Source organism: Sphingomonas sp. NFX23 (assembly GCF_049887795.1).
Classification (GTDB): Bacteria; Pseudomonadota; Alphaproteobacteria; order Sphingomonadales; family Sphingomonadaceae; genus Sphingomonas.
Genome location: NZ_JAGEKH010000007.1, coordinates 157,025 through 174,191, shown reverse-complemented (window position 1 = coordinate 174,191; position 17,167 = coordinate 157,025). Strand labels below are relative to the sequence as shown.

Here is a 17,167-nt window from a genome sequence, read left to right as displayed (position 1 = left end):
CCATCATGGCGACGATCAGCAAGACCACCGAGGACGCCGTCAGCCCGTACCTGCTAGGCCTGCGCCAATTTGGCCAAAATCCGGTTCCAAAATCCAAGGCGACATTCGTCGCGGGCGAGCTGGACGTCGCCGTTCACGCTACCGACGATTCGGTCATGGTGGTGGTTCGGCGGGAAGGTAAGGGAGGGGTAGCCCTGCGCGCTGCCCATCTGGCGGGACCGTTCAGTTGCAAGGCGGTCAAGCCCAAGCCAGGGGAAACGGTCAGACTGACCATCAGCAGCGCGATCGGCCAGCACCTCGTTACCTTGCGCTCAGGGGCCAATGCGCTCGAGAACGTGCGCGTCACGGTGAGGTTCACGCCTGCTGCACCCATGGAAATCCCGTTCATGCCTCGCGACCTGTATCCGCTGGACGAAGCGGACGATCCGCTCGGAGCAAAGGGTAGCGTCGAAGCCAGCCAGCGTGGGCTAAACGTCGGCATGGTGTACTTGCACGTGGATCGGCCGCGCTTCGGCGACGTGCTGTACGTGCAGAACCTGACGGCCTTGAACGACTATTACCGGGCAACGGGCACGACCCCGGACGGCGCGGTTGGTGGGACATGGCCCGAGCTCGGTTATCTCATGCCTACCCCGAAGCCCGGCACCGATGCGACCTCCAGTGTGCTGGAGGCGGGTGTCGAAGTGACGCTATCCGATGCGATCCTCGTCTTTCGTCACGATGCCCCGCCCCATGAACGCGAAACGGCACGGCGTTTTCTCCAGATGCTCGGCGTCGCCTACAAGGCGTTCGATCTTCCCCAAGTCGAATATCGCGACTGGGTCGATCGCGCCGAGCGGACTCTGCGCGACCTCGACAAGGCACCCGAGGCCACGATCGAGCATTACGGCCATCGGTACGTCCACCCCTACACGGGCGCGGAATACCCGGACATCATGGTGCAGATGTCGATCGTCGCCGCAATCCACGACTGGGGAAGATGGACCGGCGAGCCACATCCGCTGGAGGTCGAGTTCAAGGCGGGGCTCGAGAAGTTCTACGATCCCAAATTGAAGTCGCTTCGGCGATACCTGCCCAACGTCGGCGACGACAAGGACGCTGACGCGGTCGACAGCTGGTACCTGTACCATCCGATGCTCAACCTCGGCATTTTGGCGCTCGACGGCGACGAGACGGCGAAGTCGCTTCTGCTCAAATCCCTTGACTACGGGATCAAGGCGGCGCGGCATTTCGAGTATAAATGGCCGGTCCAGTACAAGGTCACCGACTTCAGCGTCATCACCGACGTCGCAGGCGCTGATGGCCGCGGGCAAACCGATGTTGGTGGTATCTATGCCTGGGTGATGTTGCAGGCGTTCGAGCTGACCGACGACAAACGGTATTTGGATGAGGCGCGGGCTGCGATCGAGGCAGCGATCGGCTTGCGGTTCAACGTCAACTATCAGGCGAACCTCACCGCCTGGGGGGCGGCCGCGTGCATGCGATTGTGGCGGATCACCAACCGTGCGGTCTATCTCGAGCAGAGCTACGTCTATCTCGCGAGCTTCTTCCACAACTGCGTCATATGGGAGAGCGAGATCGGCCACGCGGCGCACTACAAGACCTTCCTGGGTGTGACCTGCCTTCAGGATGCGCCGTACATGGCGATCTACGAATGCTTTGATTCCTTCGTCGCGTTTCAGCGCTATCTCCAAGACAGCGGCCCGAGCCTCGAGCCCGCCGCACGCATGCTTGTGTCGGAATATTGCCGATATGCACTGGACCGCGCCTGGTATTTCTATCCCGACGCACTGCCGCCCGAAGCGCTCTCGCCCAAGCAGCGCGAGACCAACGGCCATATCGACCGGACGCTCTCGTTTCCGGTCGAGGATCTCTACGCCGATGGAAAATTGGCCGGGCAGGTGGGGCAGGAGGTCTATGGCGCGGGCGCCGCGATGATATTTGCGACACGCAGCGTACATCGGATCGAGAATGCACCGTTCGAGGTCTTCTGCGATCATTTCATCCAGTCGATGGAACGGACGAGCGACCGCGCGCTGACGATCACGCTCGACGGCGGCGAGACGTGCACCGCCGGTCTTAGCATCGTGCGCCGAAAGCGGCGGAAGCTCGGCAAGGTCACCGTCACGACGGCGGGCAGCGATATCATCCGCCCGTACCAGACCACGGCCGACCGCATCGATTATAACGTCTCGGCCAGCGGCCAACTCATACTCACGTGGGAATGATCATGACTGACAGGATCGACCTGACCGGCAAGCGTATCCTCGTAACCGGCGGAACCACCGGCATCGGCCTCGCGACGGTCGCGCAACTCGTCCAGCACGGCGCCTGCGTGCTGACGTTCGGCCGCCATCAGGACAGCCTCGACCAGGCGCTCGAACAGGCGAGGTCTGGACCCGGCAGCGTGGACGGCATCGTCGCCGATGCTGCGACAAAGGGGGGGATCGACGCGGTCTTCGCGCATATGGACGAAACGCTGGGCGGCATCGACATGCTCGTGACCTCCGCCGCGCTGGGTGCGGAGCCGATCCATGAGATGGAGGAGGATGCCTGGCGTTATGTCGTCGAAACCAACCTGATCGGCACGCTCGCCAGCGCGCGCCGGGCGATCCTGCGGATGGATGCGCAGGGCGGGGGGCATCTGCTGTTCGTCGGATCTATCAGCAACGAGATCAAGGCAGTCGGCGAAAGCGTCTACGCCGCGACCAAGGCGGGCATCCAGGCCTTCGCGGAAACGCTTCGCAAGGAAGTCGCGGAAAAGAACATCAAAGTCAGCGTGATCCAGCCTGGCTCCGTCTCGACGCCCATGCAGGAGTGCAGCGACGACCAGAAGGAACAGGCGATCGCCGATCACGAGATGCTCTACGCCGACGAAATTGCCGAGACGATCGTCTTCGCGCTGACCCGCTCCGAACGCGCCGACATCGTCAATCTTCGCATCGAACCGCGCGTGCAGAAGACGAGCTGAAGGATCCCCCATGAAGGCCGCATTGAAGACCGCCGACGGGCGTTTCGAAATCGCCGAAGTCGAGCGCCCGATTATCCCGACCAGCGATTTCGTACTTGCACGCGTACGCGTCGCCGGCATCTGCGGCACCGACCTGCACCACTGGAACAAGGCCGAACCCGAACTCGAATGCCATATCGTCGGTCACGAACTGGCGGGTGAAGTCGTGGAGGTCGGCGAAGACGTGACCGATCTAAAGCCCGGCGACCGCGTCGTGATCGAGACCGTCATGGGCGACGAGGTCTGCGACTATTGCAGGATCCAGCGCTACAATATCTGTGAACATCTCTACGACGTCCGCACCAAATACGTCTCGCGCGCGTACGGCGAGTTCGTCTGCGGGCCGCAGAGGAAGTTCTATAAACTGCCCGATCACGTCAGCTTCGAGGAAGCGGCGCTGATCGACACGTTTTCCGTGTGCCTGCATGCCCATCACCGCGCCAATGTCGGGGTCAATCAGAAGATCGCGATCATCGGCGCAGGACCGATCGGGCTGGGACAGTTGCAACTCGCGAAAATGAGCGGCGCCGACGTGCTGATTATCGACCGTGTCGGCAGTTCACTCGATCTGGCCAAGGAACTCGGCGCCGACGCCATCGTCGACAGCGCGCAAGAGGACGTGGTTGCCCGCGTCATGGACTTTACTGGCGGGCGTGGGGCCGATGTCTGTTTCGAATGCGCGGGCGGTCTGTCGATGCCGGAAACACTGCCACTCGCGACCAAGCTCGTCCGGCGCGGCGGCAAGGTCGTCGTCGTCGGCGGTTTCGACGCGGGTGAGATCGCGATCCCGCTCGAATGGCAGCGCATCCAGATGTCCGAGATCGAGATCATCATGAGCGCCAGCTTCGCCTATCGCGACATCTATCCCGAACAGGGTATGGTGCTGGACCTGCTGGCCAAGGGAAAGCTCGACGCGAAGAGCCTTATCACGCACCGGTTCGCTTTGGACGACATCAACGACGCGTTCGAAACGGCCGATGCGAAGGAGAAAACCGGGGCGGTATTCGTCGCGATCACGATATCGTGATGCCGCCGATTTTCGTTGGCACCTACGCGGAGAGCGGCGGCCCGGGACTTCAACGGCTGGGCTTTCATGCAACCCATGGGTGGGCGTGCGAAGACGCTTTCCCAAGTGCGCGAAACGCGTCGTTCGCGGCCTATTCCGCCCGTCACGATCTTCATTACCTAGTCGACGAGCACCGCACCGGCACGGTCGGCGTGTTCCGGGAAACCATAGACGGCTGGCGAGAAGTCGGGCGCGTGGCGACCGCGGGCGCCGACCCCTGCTATGTCGTGCTCGACGCGGACGAGGGCAGGCTGGCAGTCGCAAATTACGGCAGCGGCAGCATCGCGATGTTCCGGCTCGATCCTGCAACCGGACTGCCATGCGACGATCCGGACGTTCGTGCGAATACAGGCTGCGGGCCCGTGGAGGATCGTCAGGAAGGCCCGCATGCGCACTGCGTTCGCTTCGGACCCGACGGCCAATGGCTCTTCCACGTCGATCTCGGAACGGATGAGATCCTCGCCTATCCGTTCGACCCAACGGCGGACCGCCTTGGCGAGCGACATCTGGCTTACTCGGCGCCGGCCGGATCAGGTCCGCGGCACTTGGTTTTCCACCCAACCCTGCCGCTAGCCATACTCGCGAGCGAACTTGCCAGCACGCTGACGCTATTACACGTCGAAGGCGGAAGCCTGACCGCGATCCACGCGATCTCGACCCTGCCCGACAGTTTCGAAGGTACGAGCATCGCCGGTCACCTGTCGCTGGATCGTTCGGGTGGGCGCATCTACGTCACCAACCGTGGCCATGACAGCGTCGCCGTGTTCGACTGGAGCGACGGCCATACCCCACATCTGCTTCAACACGTGCCGAGCGGCGGCGCTTCGCCGCGTGCCTTCGCACTGCTCGAAGAGGAACGCCTGCTCGTCCTGGCGAATGAAGAAGGAGACACGGTCACTGTGTTCGACGTGCGGGACGACGGTACGCTGGCGCCGCATCATCAGGCCATCGACGTACGGGCCCCGGTATTCGTATTTGCGGGGGGCCCCTTGCCCGGATGATCACGCTCGATCCGCAACCTGATGTAACCGAGCAGGAGCGTGAGCGCGGGCTGTCGCTGCTGATCGTCGAGGCCGCGTTCTCCGGTGGCGCCGCGGCGCTGACGAGCGGCGTGATCCTCACGGCCTTTGCGCTGCATCTGGGCGCCTCCAATCTCATGATCGGGATTCTTGCGAGCGCACCGTTCCTCGCGCAGTTGCTCCAGCTTCCGGCGATCCTGCTGGTCGAACGCCGGCGCACGCGAAAACGCATCTCGGTTTTCACCAGTATCGCCGGGCGTCTCATGCTGGGCGTCATGGCGGCAACCGCCTTCTTTACCGGTACCGGCGCGCTGTTCACGTTTCTCGGCGCGCAGTGGATACTGTGCGGACTGGGGGCGATCGGCACGTGCGCGTGGAATTCGTGGCTGCGCGATCTGGCACCGGAAAACCGGCTCGGGCAGATATTCGCCAGGCGCACGATCTGGCTGACCGCGATAAGCCTCGCCCTGGGGCTTGCCGCGGCGTTCGCGCTCGACCTGACCGCCGAGCATTCGCCCGCGCGCAACCTGGTATTCGCCAGCATGTTCGCGATCGGCTGTATCACCGGCCTGATGAGCGCCCGGGTGGTCAGCGCAATGCCGGAACCGATGATGCCGGTGCCGGTCGGCGACGTGCGGTTGGTCGAACTGCTTCGCCAGCCGCTCCGCGACGGCAATTTCCGGCGGCTGTTGGTGTTCGTCGGCAGCTGGCAGTTTGCGGTGAACCTGGCGACGCCATTCTTTACCGTGTTCATCGTCCGGCAGCTCCATTTCAATGTCAGCTTTGTGCTGGTGCTGAGCGTGGTCAGCCAGATCGCGAACATCGGGGCGCTGCGCTATTGGGGTATGCTCAGCGACCGCTTCGCCAACAAATCGGTCCTCGCGGTCTGTGCGCCGGCGTACATCGTGTCGATCGTCGGTATGATCGGCGCATCGCAGATCGGCGACCGCGATCTGGTCAAGCTGTGGCTGATCGCACTGCATCTGCTGATGGGCGCATCCGTTGCCGGCGTCACGCTTACCGCCACCAATATCGCGCTCAAATTGTCGCCAAGAGGTAGCGCCACCGCGTATGTGGCGGCCAGCGCGACCGTGACCGCGGTCGCTGCGGGTACGGCACCGATCATCGGCGGTCTGCTGGCGGACTTCTTCGCAAAGCGGAAACTCGAGGTGCTGGTTCGGTGGTCGAACCCGGAACGCAGCTTTGGTCTACCGCTCGTACTGACCAACTGGGATTTCTATTTCCTGATCGCCGGACTGATCGGCCTCTACGCCATGCACCGGCTGTCGCTCGTGCAGGAACAAGGCGAGATCGAGCCGCGGGAACTGATGGGCAAGATGCTCGACGACACCCGCCGCGGCATCCGCAACATCTCCACCGTTGCCGGATTACGAAGCGCGACCGCGATCCCCGTCTCTCTGCTCCGTGATGCGCGGGTGCGACTGCGATTGAGGCAAGCGAAATCGTTGGACTGACGGGCTTTACCTGTTGCTAATGTTCTGTCGAAACGCAGCTTGTTGCGGCGGTCTTACCGGAAATTGCTCCCGGTTAGCTCAAGCGAATTGGCATAGCCTCCCAAGATGGGCGCAGATTCCACTCAACGACAGCTCCATTGACCTGGATCATGTAGATATTTGCGGCGATTATGAAGCCGAAATCTATCTCGGTCGTTTGGTAATTGAAAGTGTCATTCGGTTCGCGGTGATGGGGCCGTATCTGGTGATTTGCTGAGGCAACAGCGGGCAATGACGTCGCCGTCAATACTGAGGTGAGGGTACTGATATTGCGCTCCCATTTTGCAAAGAGCTTCTCTTCGGAAAGCTTGGTAACGCCGATCACCCGAATTCGATGCTGACATGCCGAGCTAGCCAATTGTAGTGGCGATACGGCATTCGGGTCTCTCGAACTGGCCGTGACAGCAAGATGTTATGGGGAATAGATGTGGCCTTAGAAAGCATTATCAACGCTGTAACGTCTGTCCTACGGGACGCGGTATCACCGTCTTCGACCAACCTGGCTTCCGACCGCGACGAAGTGCTGCAGGATCTGCATCTAGCGGAGAAGGCGTGGGCGACTGACGGCGTTCGCTCAGGAACTTGGTTTGTCCGTGACGGCGAGCATGTAGCGTTTACGCCTACGACGCGGAACGGAGCCACGTTGACCATTGGCGGTCAGACGACGAACTTCATCCCTGCAGACCGCTTCGCCGATTACCTTGTCAACATGCGATCGGCCATCGAAGCGGGCGAATTCGATCTCGAGATCGCAGGAGCACTGCACGGTTCGGCCAATGTCGGAGGAACTGCCGAAGTCGCCATTCCCGCCGCAAGAGAAGGTAGTCCGGATGATGTGCGCCAAGCACAGCAGGATGCCGCCCTCGCCCGCGAGGGCCGTAACCCCGACGGATCGTTAGCTGCCGTCGTCAGAGATGGGTCGTAAAAGCTACTGTGAACTGGCCTTATCGAACGCAAATCCCAAATGAATTTTTCAGGAGAGAACCAATGAAAATCAAACACATTGGAATGTTGCTCGCAGCGACGGTCGGCACAGCATCGTTTGCGCAGACGCCGCCGCCACCACCGCCGCCCGAGGCGAAAACAGCTGCGATGCCCTATGTCATGGCTGCCGGAATGAGCGATCTGTACGAGATCAACTCGAGCCAGGTCGCGCTGCAAAAGTCGCAGACGCCTGTGATCCGCAAGTTTGCGACCATGCTGATCAAGCACCATCAAAAGACAACAGCCGCGACCGTGAAGGCGGCGACCAAGGCAGGTTTGACGCCAACGCCGCCTGTGCTTGATGCCGGCGCGACAGCATCGATTAATGAGTTGCAGACCGCATCCGCAGCGGATTTCGACCGCCTCTACATCGATCAGCAGATTCCGGCGCATCAGGCCGCACTGGACCTTCACCAAAGCTATTCGAGCGGCGGGGATCAGGCGCCCCTGCGCATGTCGGCCAAGGCTGCGGTACCGATTGTGAAACAGCATCTCGATGCTGCGATGAAGATGCAGGCGGGTAAGCCGATGGCGAACATGTCGGGTATGTAAAACGGCGGAGCGCCGTATCGGCGCTCCGTTCCCGACGATGTCCCTACATGTCCAAATCCGTATGATTTTCTGGAGTGAGACGATGTCAGCAGGCCCCTTACCGCCCCCGGAAACCGACGATAATCCGGCGTTTCGCGGGAACGATGACGGTACCGTCGGGCATTACTCAGGCGAAGAGTATGACAGCTATGAGAAGGACCAGCCGCGCAACGTCGAGGTCGGCGTAAGTCGGGACAATCGGGAAGCGAATGTCGCAGCGCCGAACAAGGCGCCGGGCGAAGACATTCCGCCTGACGCTGGCCGACGCGCTTATATCGATGAGAAGACCGGCGAAGTGCATGGTAGCGGTGCCGGGGCGGGCGGAGGAAACGCTACCGAGGACTATGATGCCGACACGCCTGGCGGAGGCGGCGGGGTCCGCCAGACTCAGCAGTCTAAGTAACCCGGCGTAGGTCCTTTTTAATGAGGTGCGACAAAGGGCTTGGACGGGACGGATGCAGGTGTTCGATCAGCATTCGTTCAGCACTCAATGTGTAGGAAAGCTTATGCTTAAACTAATGCTTCTCGCAGCGGTGACTCTCGCTAGTCCCGCTATCGCAGCGCGTCGCGATGCTCCTGACGTACAGTTGCAGAAAATGCTTGTCGGGCGCGTTGCGGGTAAACCCGTCAACTGCATCAGCCTCTCGGGCTCGAACTCATCTGAAATCATAGACGGCAAAGCCATCGTTTACCGGGTTGGAAGCCGGCTTTACGTCAACGAACCGCGATCCGGCGCCCAGTCGCTGCATCGCGATGACATACTCGTCACGCGTACCACCGGGTCGCAGCTCTGCAGCATCGACACGGTTCGGCTGATTGATCGTGGCTCGCGTTTTCCGCGCGGCTTTGTCTCACTTGGTCAGTTCGTGCCGTACAGCAAAATCAAAGCCCGCTGAGTTACTGAACGCCAGGCTATTGCGGAAGCAGGCGAGGGAACTCGGCGGGAACCTCTCGTGCCAGAAAGCCGATAGGCCCACTTGTAGTTGCGACGCGTCGTCCGCTTTGCCCGTGCAGCCAGACACCCCAACCGGCTGCGATGATCGGTGAAGCGCCACGGGACAGCAAGCCCCCGATCGCGCCGGCCAGGACATCTCCCGATCCGCCTGTCGCAAGTCCGGTGCCTCCACCACCATAATGCAGTGTCGTTCCATCGGGGGCCGTGATGACGGTATCGCTGCCTTTGAGGACCACAACAGCCCCGTACTGGACAGCGACATCGCGCGCGACTTTTTCTGGTGACTGCGCGATCATGTCTTCTTCCAGGCCCGTCAGCATGGCCATCTCGCCGTGATGCGGTGTGAAAACCATGCGACCGTCGAACGCAGCAAGCGCTTCGCGCATATCCCGTGCGGATCCGATCGCCAAGGCGTCGACGACCAGGGTTACCTTGTCGCAGGGCTGCGTCAGGATGAGCCGCAAGAGAGTCTTCGCAGCGTCGGTGGACCCCATACCTGGTCCAATGACCAGCGTATCGCACCCTTTCAACGACTCTTCGAGTAACGGGCCCGCGGTGCCGGCGATTTCTCCGTCGGCGTCTTGCGGCAGCGCGAGAACACCCGCTTCCGGTACGACCAGGCCGAGTCCGATCGCTGCCGATGCGATCGTTGCCATCTGGAGCTTGCCCGCACCAACTCGAAGTGCCGCTTCACCCGTGAGCCGAAGCGCGCCGGGGACCATAGCCGAACCTCCGATCGCCAAGACACGTCCCCGGCTATTCTTGGTGGTTCCGCTGCCGTGAACGGGAGGCGGGTTGGCAGCGATCCAGTTGCTATCAAGAGGAATGGTATCGGTCATCCTCTTACTCCCGTGGTACGGTCCGGCTCGGCGGTGACGGGAGCGGACCCCTCGTGGTCGACGACATCGTTGTAGCGAACGAGCTTGAGCGCTCCACCCTGCGGTCCCTCGGGATCGAACCGATACTCGGTGACCGAGCAGTTCGCGACATCGCCTTGGTTATCGATCGCCAGGATCTCGTCCTCGGTCAGGTTCTCGATGACATAGCGCAGGCACAGGACGACGACCTGATGCGCGACGATCATCACGCGGCGTCCGGCATAGTGCAATGCGATCGTGTCCATCAGCGACCGCAGGCGGAAGATAACGTCGCACCAGCTCTCTCCGCCGGGCGGCCGATGATAGAATTTGCCGAGGATGCGCCTGAACTCAGCCTGATCCGGGTATACCGACGCGACACCACTGGTCGTCAACCCATCGAGAATGCCGAACTCCTTCTCGCGCAACCGTTCGTCGACATATATCGGCTCGTCGCCGACGGCACCGACGGCACCGCCGGCATCGCGGAACAGCGTCGCCGTCGCGCGGGCACGGGTATAGGGGGAGGCCAACATGACGTCAGGACGATCGCCGGGTTCGGCCGTTGCAAACCATGTGCCGAGAGCCTGTGCCTGCTCTTCACCCTTTTGGGACAGGACGATATCCACGTCCCTTGCCGCCAATTCGATGCGATCTGCCCCGCAAGCGTGGGCCTCGTCGCGGGCAACGTTTCCCGCGCTCTCGCCATGACGTATGATCCACAGCCTGGACGGCCAGCGTTGCGGGCTCATGGCTTCGGCCCGTGCTGAACGGTCAGGCTATTCGGCATTCGAAATCCAGTCCTCGAATTGATCAATTGTCTCGAAAGCGGGCGGATGAACGATCGGGACCTTCCCGAATGTCGCTTCGACGAACCACCGCCCGGCCAGTTCAGGATGAATATCGCTCAGGCGTGTGATCACGGCCAAAAGCCGGCCGTCACGGAAGACCAGGCTGCCCTCTTGATCGGGCGAGCTGCTGTCCAGGGTCACGGCTTGGAAAGAGAGCACCACTAGGCCGCTCCGTGCAAATAGCTCGAGTCGAAATCTCCGATCCGGCAAAGTTGTGACCAGTCGACGATTTCCACTTCCGGTTTGTCGGGAGCGATAAGCCCATTGCGCGCCAGTTCGTGGAGCACGCGGTTTACATGGACCGCGGACAAGCCGGTGGCGTCGGCGATCTGATGTTGAGTCATCGGCAATTCGCACCGCTCCGGCGGTCCCAGCCCTGCATTTTCGCGTCGGAACGCAAATTCGCACAGCATGTGCGCGATCCGCGACGTTACATCGCGCTTGCCGACGTTCAGCACCCATTCGCGGTATATCGACGCGTCGATCAACGTGTCACGCCACAGTGCCTCTGCGACATTGGGCCTGAGCTTCAGGATACGGCGAAATTCGACCAAAGGAACGACACCGATGGTCGCACTGGTGATCGTTTGAACGAAGTGGTCCGCACATCCGAGCAGCAGTTGCTGCGCGTCCAGAATGTCGCCTGGGATATGGAACGAAACGATCTGTCTCGCTCCTCCCGCAGTGATCTTGTATCGACATGCGTAGCCGTCCAGCAGAACCTGCAGGTCTGTTACTGCCGCGCCCTGTTTTACTAGATCGTGGTTCGCCGGGGCAGTGCTTACGGTAAAAACCAAGGAGCTAAGAGCGTCTCGATCGGATTGATCGAGCGTCCCCAGGCTTTGTAGTTTATCAATTATCGTGGTCAGTGCATTCGCGTGTTTGGCGACCATTGTTTCCTCAGTGGAAAGGTATCAGATTCAGTACGGAGGACAGGAAATGGTGTATCAATTCTGCGTTGCTAACGGTGCTTGGTTTGGCTTCGACTGCACGGCAGGCTTGTGTACATGTTCGTAGAAAAGGAACAGCAGAACGGCCATCAGGATGGATCCTATTGCTAGGCCGATCAGCATTCCGCGTTGCGGTCGGGCATCATTTTTCTTCGCCATTCTACCTTCCGTCCGATTATCACTGTCCGTCCTGAGTTGGCCTGATTCGCCGCACGGAAGTGGCCCATGTTCCTTATGAGAACGTCTCCGGCGCGCTCAACGCGAGCATATCGGCGTTGCCGGGCTTTGCCTGATCCTTGAAACGTCTCGCGCGAAAGACGAGTATGGTCGCGGTCGTGAGCCCTGCCACGACTGCAACTTTCGTGACGAGCCCCTTCTTATTGTGCTTCCATTCCGCCCGTGCGCCCATCTCGGCCGGGATGTTCGGCACATGGCCCTTGCCGAGATCCTCGATCACACCTTCGACGACGTTCATCCGGTCCGCGCCCATCAGGAGCAGCCAGTGCAACCAGTCGGACTCGCTGCGACGAAAGGCGTAGCGACGGATCATCCCGCTAATGCCACTCGGCGGCGTCGATGTGCCGATCACGGCCGGACGCCGGTTGTGTTCGATCGACTGGAGGATTTCGATGTCGGAATTTTGTTGCGCCGGTCGCGGCCATGTCAGCCCGCGTGTCTCTAGGCTTTCGCGGTGGCGAATAGGGAAGGTCGGGTCGTTATCCGAATTCGCATCTGCGCCCCACCCGCGGATTGTCGAAGTATCGACAAGATTCTTGCTCACGGCCCTTCTCCCTTATGCGCCATTCGGCAATAAGACTGGCTTTATGCAGCCATCGAGTTTTGCCGAGAAAAGGTGATAGGCGTCGGCGATATCGGCCAATGGTACCCGGTGCGTAATCATCGCCTTGGGGTCGATACGCCCTTCCCGAATATGCTCGATGAGGCGGGGTAGCAGCCGCTTCACCGATGCCTGATTAGCGCGCAACGTAATGCCTTTGTTCACGACGTTGCCGATTGGAACGATGTTGCCGGTCGGACCATAAACGCCGACGATCGACACCACGCCGCCTTTCTTGACGGAGTTGATGGCCCAATGAAGAGCGATCGCGTTGCCCGCCTCCAGTTTCAGTTTGGTGCCGATCAGCGTTTGCAGGGCATTCCCCGCCGCGTCGCCGCCTACGGCGTCGATACAGACGTCCGCGCCAAGGGAGTCGGTCTGCTTCTTCAGGAACACGACGATGTCGTCGATTTCGCGAAAATTATAGACCTCAGCCGGGCAGTAAGTGCGGGCGAAATCGAGCCGGTATTCGATATGGTCGATGACGATCACCCGCCCGGCGCCGAACAACCATGCCGATCGCGCCGCCATCAGTCCGACGGGACCGGCGCCGAAGACGACGACGGTATCGCCGGGGCGGATACCGCCCATTTCGGCAGCCTGATAGCCGGTCGGCACCACGTCCGTTAGCAGCACGGCGTCGTCCGGATCCATCCAGTCGGGGATGACCATCGGCCCGACATCGGCATAAGGTACGCGGACATATTGGGCTTGACCGCCGTCATAGCCGCCAGCGGTATGCGAATAGCCGAAGATGCCACCGACCGCGGTCGCTTGCGCGTTCGACTCATGGCAATTACCGAACAGCCCTTGCTGGCAGAACTCGCATTTCCCGCACGCGATGTTGAACGGTACCAAGACATGATCGCCCGGTTTCAAGTTTCGAACCTCGGGCCCGACCTGCTCGACGACGCCGCAAAATTCGTGACCGAACGTCGTACCGACCCGCGTATCGGGTACCATGCCGTGGTACAGATGAAGATCGGACCCGCAAATACACGACCGAGTGACCCGAACGATCGCATCTTCGGGATGGAGTATCGCTGGCATCGGCTTTTCGTCGACACGGACCCGGTAAGGGCCACGGTAATTCATTGCCAGCATACGCTGCTCCGGTTCGGTTCAGTAGTGGTGACTGACAGGATGGGCTGCCTCGTATCCTCTCAAAAGTCACAAACGAACCCGGAGGTTCCTGGCGTTGCTGTAGGTTAAAACGTTTTAGGCGTCGCAATGCTGTCGGCGTTAAGCCAAGCGTATGAGCATTCGTGGCTTACCTGCTCGACACGACCTTACACTTGGAGCAGGCTTATGTCGCAGGGACTGGCATCGTTGGATCTGCGCTTAATAGCGAACAGACTGGTTTGTAACCGAACCGTTTCAGTCGTCTGACGATTATCGGATGATCGCAAGTGTTGTGAGGTTTTTCGGTTCTGAGCTGTTGGTTAAAGGCTTCGTATGAATCTCTCTAAAGTCGACCCATACTGGAACGCGGCTGCTCGTGACCGTCGGAAGCGGAGCGATCTGGTCTGTGCTGCCTCTTGTTCGCGAGCGTCGTCCGAAATCGGCAGAAGCATGGGATGCGATGGCCAGTCAGGGCGAAATGATGGAATGTGGCGCAGACCAGCGCGGAGAACCCGATCAAGCAACCCTATCAGCGACGTTCGCCGCCTGAACTTACGTAGATTAAAACGCGTGTTGTTACCGACGGGGCTTCCGTGTGCGCAACGATACGCAATTAGCTAAGCGACAGCGAACGCGGTTACTTACCTGGCATTCTTAGGCCGGTGGATCGCGCGTCAAGAGCGCGATCCTTGATCGTTTAGGTGAGAGATGATTTTCGCTTTGGGGCATTCTGGCCCTCGGTACTCGGAGTGCGCGTTTCAACGCCTATCGTTGATCATCATCAGAAAGCGTCTGAATATCGACTATGTAACACCAATCAAGTTCACGCCCAATTGTAGAATCATATTCAAAAAAACGGAAATAAAACTCAAAACGGTTATTTTGGTATGATGATTTTGTCAAAACTTTAAACAAATATAAATAGGCGTCGTGATAGGCTCTGTTTCTATGGGCGTTTCTGCAACCGATCCCTATCATGAAGGCGATGATACAGTAACCGTACTGCTTCATCTTCAGAACGCCATTTTGAAAATGATTGCCACGGGTGCCGGGCTTGCATCAACGTGTACCACGCTGTGTGCAGAAGTAGAGCGGATCCTCCCGGAGGTAATCTGTTCGGTTTTAGCGGTCGATCTGGCGGGGCTGCTTCATCCGCTATCGGGGCCAAGCCTTCCAGAAGTTTATTCCCAGGCTCTAGATGGTATGTCCGTCGGCCCGTTAGCTGGATCGTGCGGCACCGCTGCCTATCTGAAAACAGATATTACGGTCGTTGATATCGAAACCGATGCCCGCTGGGCGCAGTTCAGACACCTTGCACTTCCGCACGGGCTCCGCGCCTGCTGGTCCAGTCCGATATGTGATGCAGACGGTCGCGTGATCGCGACATTTGCTTTCTACTATCGCAGCGCCCGAGGACCGACGACCTTCGAACGCGAAGTCGTGGCTAACTGCGTTCATCTCACGCAAATCGCTATCGAGCGACATGAGCGTGTCCTCCAGCACCAACGCCGGGCTTTCACCGACGCCTTGACCGGTTGCCCCAATCGAGCCGCTTACCATGCCGCACTTTCCAAACTCGAAGGCGCTGCGGTGGGCAGTTGGGCGCTGTTCGTGCTGGATCTCGATAATCTCAAGGTCGTGAATGACACGTTCGGGCATCGTGCGGGTGACGAGCTTCTTCAGGTTGCCAGCGACAGGATCTCAGCGGCGGTCAGCCCCGGGCGAACGTTTCGCGTCGGGGGCGACGAATTTACCGTCATTCTTCAGGCTCCTGAAGCGTTTTGCGACCTGGAAAAGATCGCTGCTGAGGTTCTAGGCGCGCTCTCGGTTGCTGCCGACTGCGGCGGGCATAGCATCGTCCCGCGCGCTACCATCGGAGGCGCTACGTTCTCATCGGACGACGCCGGGATCGAGAGTGTTCGGCAAAATGCCGACTTTGCCCTCTATCACGCCAAGGAAACCGGTCGTGGCGGCTTCGTACGATACTGGGCAGGGCTGCGCTCGAACATGACGCGGCGTATGGGCGCGATCAGGGACCTGAGCGCGGCTTTACGGGAGGACCGGATCGAGGCGCATTATCAGCCGATCTTCCGTCTGGACACGCGGGAGATCGTCGGCCTGGAAGCGCTTTGCCGCATGCGCATCGGCGACAATCTGGTCTCGGCTGCCTCTTTTCATGAGGCGACTGCCGACGCGCAGGTTGCGACCTCGCTCACTGCCAGGATGATGGCCCTGGTAGCGGCTGACCTACGTCGATGGCTGGATATGGGTATTCCGTTCCAGCACGTTGGTATCAATGTCTCGTCTGCGGATTTGAGTGGCGGGGCCGTCGGGCAGGTTCTGGCCGCAGCGCTCGAACGCGAGCGGGTCCCTCTCGATCATGTCATTCTGGAGGTAACGGAGACGGTATATATGGGGCGTGGCGACCAAGCGATACAGCAAGCGATCAGGGCACTACGCGCCGACGGCATACGGGTCGCGCTGGACGACTTCGGGACCGGCTTTGCGTCGCTGACGCACCTGCTCACGGTTCCCGTCGATGTCATCAAGATCGACAAACTGTTCGTTGATCACCTCGAACCCGACGGCGTCAGCGTGACTATCGTCGAAGGCCTTATCCGTACCGCGAAAAAGATGGGCATCAGGATCGTCGCCGAGGGAATAGAAACTGAAGAACAAGTCGAACAGCTTCGCGCGATCGGCTGCGCGTTAGGGCAGGGGTACATATTTTCACCCGCAGCCAATCGCGATACGACGACCGCCCTTCTCCTCGAGCATGCGCAGGGCATCGCGCAATGGCCGATTGCGACGCGATCTGGCGTGGGCTGATTCACAATCCAGCGCTGGAAGGAATGGAGCACTCAGCGGCAGGATGGCGGATCGATTAGCCTAAGATGCTGGTCGCCAGTGTCGACGTATGACTGAAAGCATGGATCGCGCAGTAGCGTACTGGCGTGGGCGATCGGTTGACGATCACCTGCTTTACAGGCCCTACGGAACAGACAGCGGTCCCGGTAACTGCCGAGGGAACCACGTCAGGAGGGCGTCTAACAGCGCCGTAGCGACAACGGTGACCGCTGGACAGGTCAGCGATTATACCGGTGCAGCCGCATTGCTCGACGATCTGCCCAAGGCGCAATGGCTGCTCGGCGACCGAGGTTACGACGCCGACTGGTTCAGGGATGCTTGCAGGCCAAGGGCATCCAGCCATGCATCCCAGGTCGGAGGTCTCGGCTCGAGCCCATCAAATACGACAAACGCCGCTACAGGCGCCGTAGCCGTATCAAGATCATGTTCGGACGGCTGAAGGACTGGCGCCGCGTTGCGACCCACTACGATAGGTGTCCGACGGTCTTCTTGTCCGCCATCGCCCTTGCAGCCACCGTCATCTTCTGGCTTTGATCAACGAG

General features: G+C 60.2%; 18 protein-coding genes and 1 pseudogene. 11 read left to right on the top strand and 8 right to left on the bottom strand.

What is annotated here, in order from left to right; all coding sequences use genetic code 11:
• Positions 1 to 5: 5 nt before the first annotated feature.
• Genes J4O76_RS19300 through J4O76_RS19280 form a run of 5 tightly spaced genes read left to right on the top strand, consistent with a single transcriptional unit; the run spans position 6 to position 6,570 of the window.
• The gene (locus tag J4O76_RS19300; RefSeq protein WP_426283682.1) at positions 6 to 2,228 is read left to right on the top strand and encodes a hypothetical protein; all 2,223 of its coding nucleotides are present in this window, start codon (positions 6 to 8) and stop codon (positions 2,226 to 2,228) included.
• Positions 2,229 to 2,230: 2 nt separating this feature from the next.
• A complete protein-coding gene (locus J4O76_RS19295; RefSeq protein ID WP_426283681.1) occupies positions 2,231 to 2,971 on the top strand; it encodes an SDR family oxidoreductase in 741 nt (246 codons plus the stop codon).
• A gap of 10 nt (positions 2,972 to 2,981) precedes the next feature.
• A complete protein-coding gene (locus J4O76_RS19290; protein WP_426283680.1) occupies positions 2,982 to 4,037 on the top strand; it encodes a zinc-dependent alcohol dehydrogenase in 1,056 nt (351 codons plus the stop codon).
• Positions 4,037 to 5,077: a lactonase family protein gene (locus J4O76_RS19285; RefSeq protein WP_426283781.1), complete on the top strand. Its 1,041-nt coding sequence runs from the start codon at positions 4,037 to 4,039 to the stop codon at positions 5,075 to 5,077. The genes J4O76_RS19290 and J4O76_RS19285 overlap by 1 nt, the downstream gene beginning before the upstream one ends.
• Entirely contained in the window at positions 5,074 to 6,570 is a 1,497-nt protein-coding gene (locus J4O76_RS19280) for an MFS transporter (protein ID WP_426283679.1), read from the top strand. The genes J4O76_RS19285 and J4O76_RS19280 overlap by 4 nt, the downstream gene beginning before the upstream one ends.
• 73 nt (positions 6,571 to 6,643) lie before the next feature.
• On the opposite strand, the gene J4O76_RS19275 is transcribed toward J4O76_RS19280, so the two are convergent.
• Positions 6,644 to 6,934, bottom strand: coding sequence for a hypothetical protein (locus tag J4O76_RS19275; RefSeq protein WP_426283678.1), 291 nt, complete (start codon positions 6,932 to 6,934; stop codon positions 6,644 to 6,646).
• 318 nt (positions 6,935 to 7,252) lie between these two features.
• On the opposite strand from J4O76_RS19275, the gene J4O76_RS19270 reads away from it, so the two are divergent.
• The 4 genes from J4O76_RS19270 (at position 7,253) to J4O76_RS19255 (ending at position 9,080) form a co-directional block, all read left to right on the top strand.
• On the top strand, positions 7,253 to 7,534 hold the full coding sequence (locus J4O76_RS19270) for a hypothetical protein (protein WP_426283677.1): 282 nt from the start codon (positions 7,253 to 7,255) through the stop codon (positions 7,532 to 7,534).
• 62 nt (positions 7,535 to 7,596) lie between these two features.
• A complete protein-coding gene (locus tag J4O76_RS19265; RefSeq protein WP_426283676.1) occupies positions 7,597 to 8,145 on the top strand; it encodes a DUF4142 domain-containing protein in 549 nt (182 codons plus the stop codon).
• 82 nt (positions 8,146 to 8,227) lie between these two features.
• Complete coding sequence (locus tag J4O76_RS19260) at positions 8,228 to 8,587, top strand: hypothetical protein (protein WP_426283675.1); 360 nt, start codon at positions 8,228 to 8,230, stop codon at positions 8,585 to 8,587.
• 103 nt (positions 8,588 to 8,690) lie between these two features.
• A complete protein-coding gene (locus J4O76_RS19255; protein WP_426283780.1) occupies positions 8,691 to 9,080 on the top strand; it encodes a hypothetical protein in 390 nt (129 codons plus the stop codon).
• 16 nt (positions 9,081 to 9,096) lie between these two features.
• Here J4O76_RS19255 and J4O76_RS19250 read toward each other — a convergent pair whose 3' ends face one another.
• The 7 genes from J4O76_RS19250 to J4O76_RS19220 all read right to left on the bottom strand — a co-directional run bounded on the left by J4O76_RS19250 (position 9,097) and on the right by J4O76_RS19220 (position 13,685).
• Positions 9,097 to 9,978, bottom strand: a complete 882-nt coding sequence (locus J4O76_RS19250; RefSeq protein WP_426283674.1) for an NAD(P)H-hydrate dehydratase — start codon at positions 9,976 to 9,978, stop codon at positions 9,097 to 9,099.
• Complete coding sequence (locus J4O76_RS19245; protein WP_426283673.1) at positions 9,975 to 10,748, bottom strand: histidine phosphatase family protein; 774 nt, start codon at positions 10,746 to 10,748, stop codon at positions 9,975 to 9,977. Before J4O76_RS19245 ends, J4O76_RS19250 begins: the two co-directional genes overlap by 4 nt.
• Positions 10,749 to 10,775: 27 nt before the next feature.
• Positions 10,776 to 11,009 carry a hypothetical protein gene (locus J4O76_RS19240; RefSeq protein WP_426283672.1) on the bottom strand — a complete coding sequence of 78 codons (234 nt, stop codon included), beginning with the start codon at positions 11,007 to 11,009 and terminating at the stop codon, positions 10,776 to 10,778.
• Entirely contained in the window at positions 11,009 to 11,740 is a 732-nt protein-coding gene (locus tag J4O76_RS19235) for a Crp/Fnr family transcriptional regulator (RefSeq protein WP_426283671.1), read from the bottom strand. The genes J4O76_RS19240 and J4O76_RS19235 overlap by 1 nt, the downstream gene beginning before the upstream one ends.
• A gap of 54 nt (positions 11,741 to 11,794) precedes the next feature.
• Complete coding sequence (locus J4O76_RS19230; RefSeq protein WP_426283670.1) at positions 11,795 to 11,956, bottom strand: hypothetical protein; 162 nt, start codon at positions 11,954 to 11,956, stop codon at positions 11,795 to 11,797.
• Between the two features lie 73 nt (positions 11,957 to 12,029).
• Complete coding sequence (locus tag J4O76_RS19225) at positions 12,030 to 12,578, bottom strand: hypothetical protein (RefSeq protein WP_426283669.1); 549 nt, start codon at positions 12,576 to 12,578, stop codon at positions 12,030 to 12,032.
• A 12-nt stretch (positions 12,579 to 12,590) separates the two neighbouring features.
• Positions 12,591 to 13,685 (bottom strand): zinc-dependent alcohol dehydrogenase, encoded by a 1,095-nt coding sequence (locus tag J4O76_RS19220; RefSeq protein ID WP_426283668.1) that lies wholly within the window; start codon positions 13,683 to 13,685, stop codon positions 12,591 to 12,593.
• A 1,002-nt stretch (positions 13,686 to 14,687) separates the two neighbouring features.
• On the opposite strand from J4O76_RS19220, the gene J4O76_RS19215 reads away from it, so the two are divergent.
• Together J4O76_RS19215 and J4O76_RS19210 are read left to right on the top strand one after the other, a co-directional pair.
• The gene (locus tag J4O76_RS19215; RefSeq protein ID WP_426283667.1) at positions 14,688 to 16,586 is read left to right on the top strand and encodes a sensor domain-containing phosphodiesterase; all 1,899 of its coding nucleotides are present in this window, start codon (positions 14,688 to 14,690) and stop codon (positions 16,584 to 16,586) included.
• Positions 16,587 to 16,827: 241 nt separating this feature from the next.
• Positions 16,828 to 17,159 (top strand): annotated as a pseudogene (locus tag J4O76_RS19210) (transposase); the annotation flags it as partial.
• Positions 17,160 to 17,167 lie beyond the last annotated feature (8 nt).

Coding starts and splice junctions, on each gene's coding strand:
- J4O76_RS19280 (WP_426283679.1), top strand. CDS start 5,074: ATGATCACGCTCGATCCGCAACCTGATGTAACCGAGCAGGAGCGTGAG.
- J4O76_RS19220 (WP_426283668.1), bottom strand. CDS start 13,685: ATGCCAGCGATACTCCATCCCGAAGATGCGATCGTTCGGGTCACTCGG.
- J4O76_RS19245 (WP_426283673.1), bottom strand. CDS start 10,748: ATGAGCCCGCAACGCTGGCCGTCCAGGCTGTGGATCATACGTCATGGC.
- J4O76_RS19255 (WP_426283780.1), top strand. CDS start 8,691: ATGCTTAAACTAATGCTTCTCGCAGCGGTGACTCTCGCTAGTCCCGCT.
- J4O76_RS19250 (WP_426283674.1), bottom strand. CDS start 9,978: ATGACCGATACCATTCCTCTTGATAGCAACTGGATCGCTGCCAACCCG.
- J4O76_RS19295 (WP_426283681.1), top strand. CDS start 2,231: ATGACTGACAGGATCGACCTGACCGGCAAGCGTATCCTCGTAACCGGC.
- J4O76_RS19260 (WP_426283675.1), top strand. CDS start 8,228: ATGTCAGCAGGCCCCTTACCGCCCCCGGAAACCGACGATAATCCGGCG.
- J4O76_RS19290 (WP_426283680.1), top strand. CDS start 2,982: ATGAAGGCCGCATTGAAGACCGCCGACGGGCGTTTCGAAATCGCCGAA.
- J4O76_RS19235 (WP_426283671.1), bottom strand. CDS start 11,740: ATGGTCGCCAAACACGCGAATGCACTGACCACGATAATTGATAAACTA.
- J4O76_RS19300 (WP_426283682.1), top strand. CDS start 6: ATGGCGACGATCAGCAAGACCACCGAGGACGCCGTCAGCCCGTACCTG.
- J4O76_RS19285 (WP_426283781.1), top strand. CDS start 4,037: ATGCCGCCGATTTTCGTTGGCACCTACGCGGAGAGCGGCGGCCCGGGA.
- J4O76_RS19265 (WP_426283676.1), top strand. CDS start 7,597: ATGAAAATCAAACACATTGGAATGTTGCTCGCAGCGACGGTCGGCACA.
- J4O76_RS19230 (WP_426283670.1), bottom strand. CDS start 11,956: ATGGCGAAGAAAAATGATGCCCGACCGCAACGCGGAATGCTGATCGGC.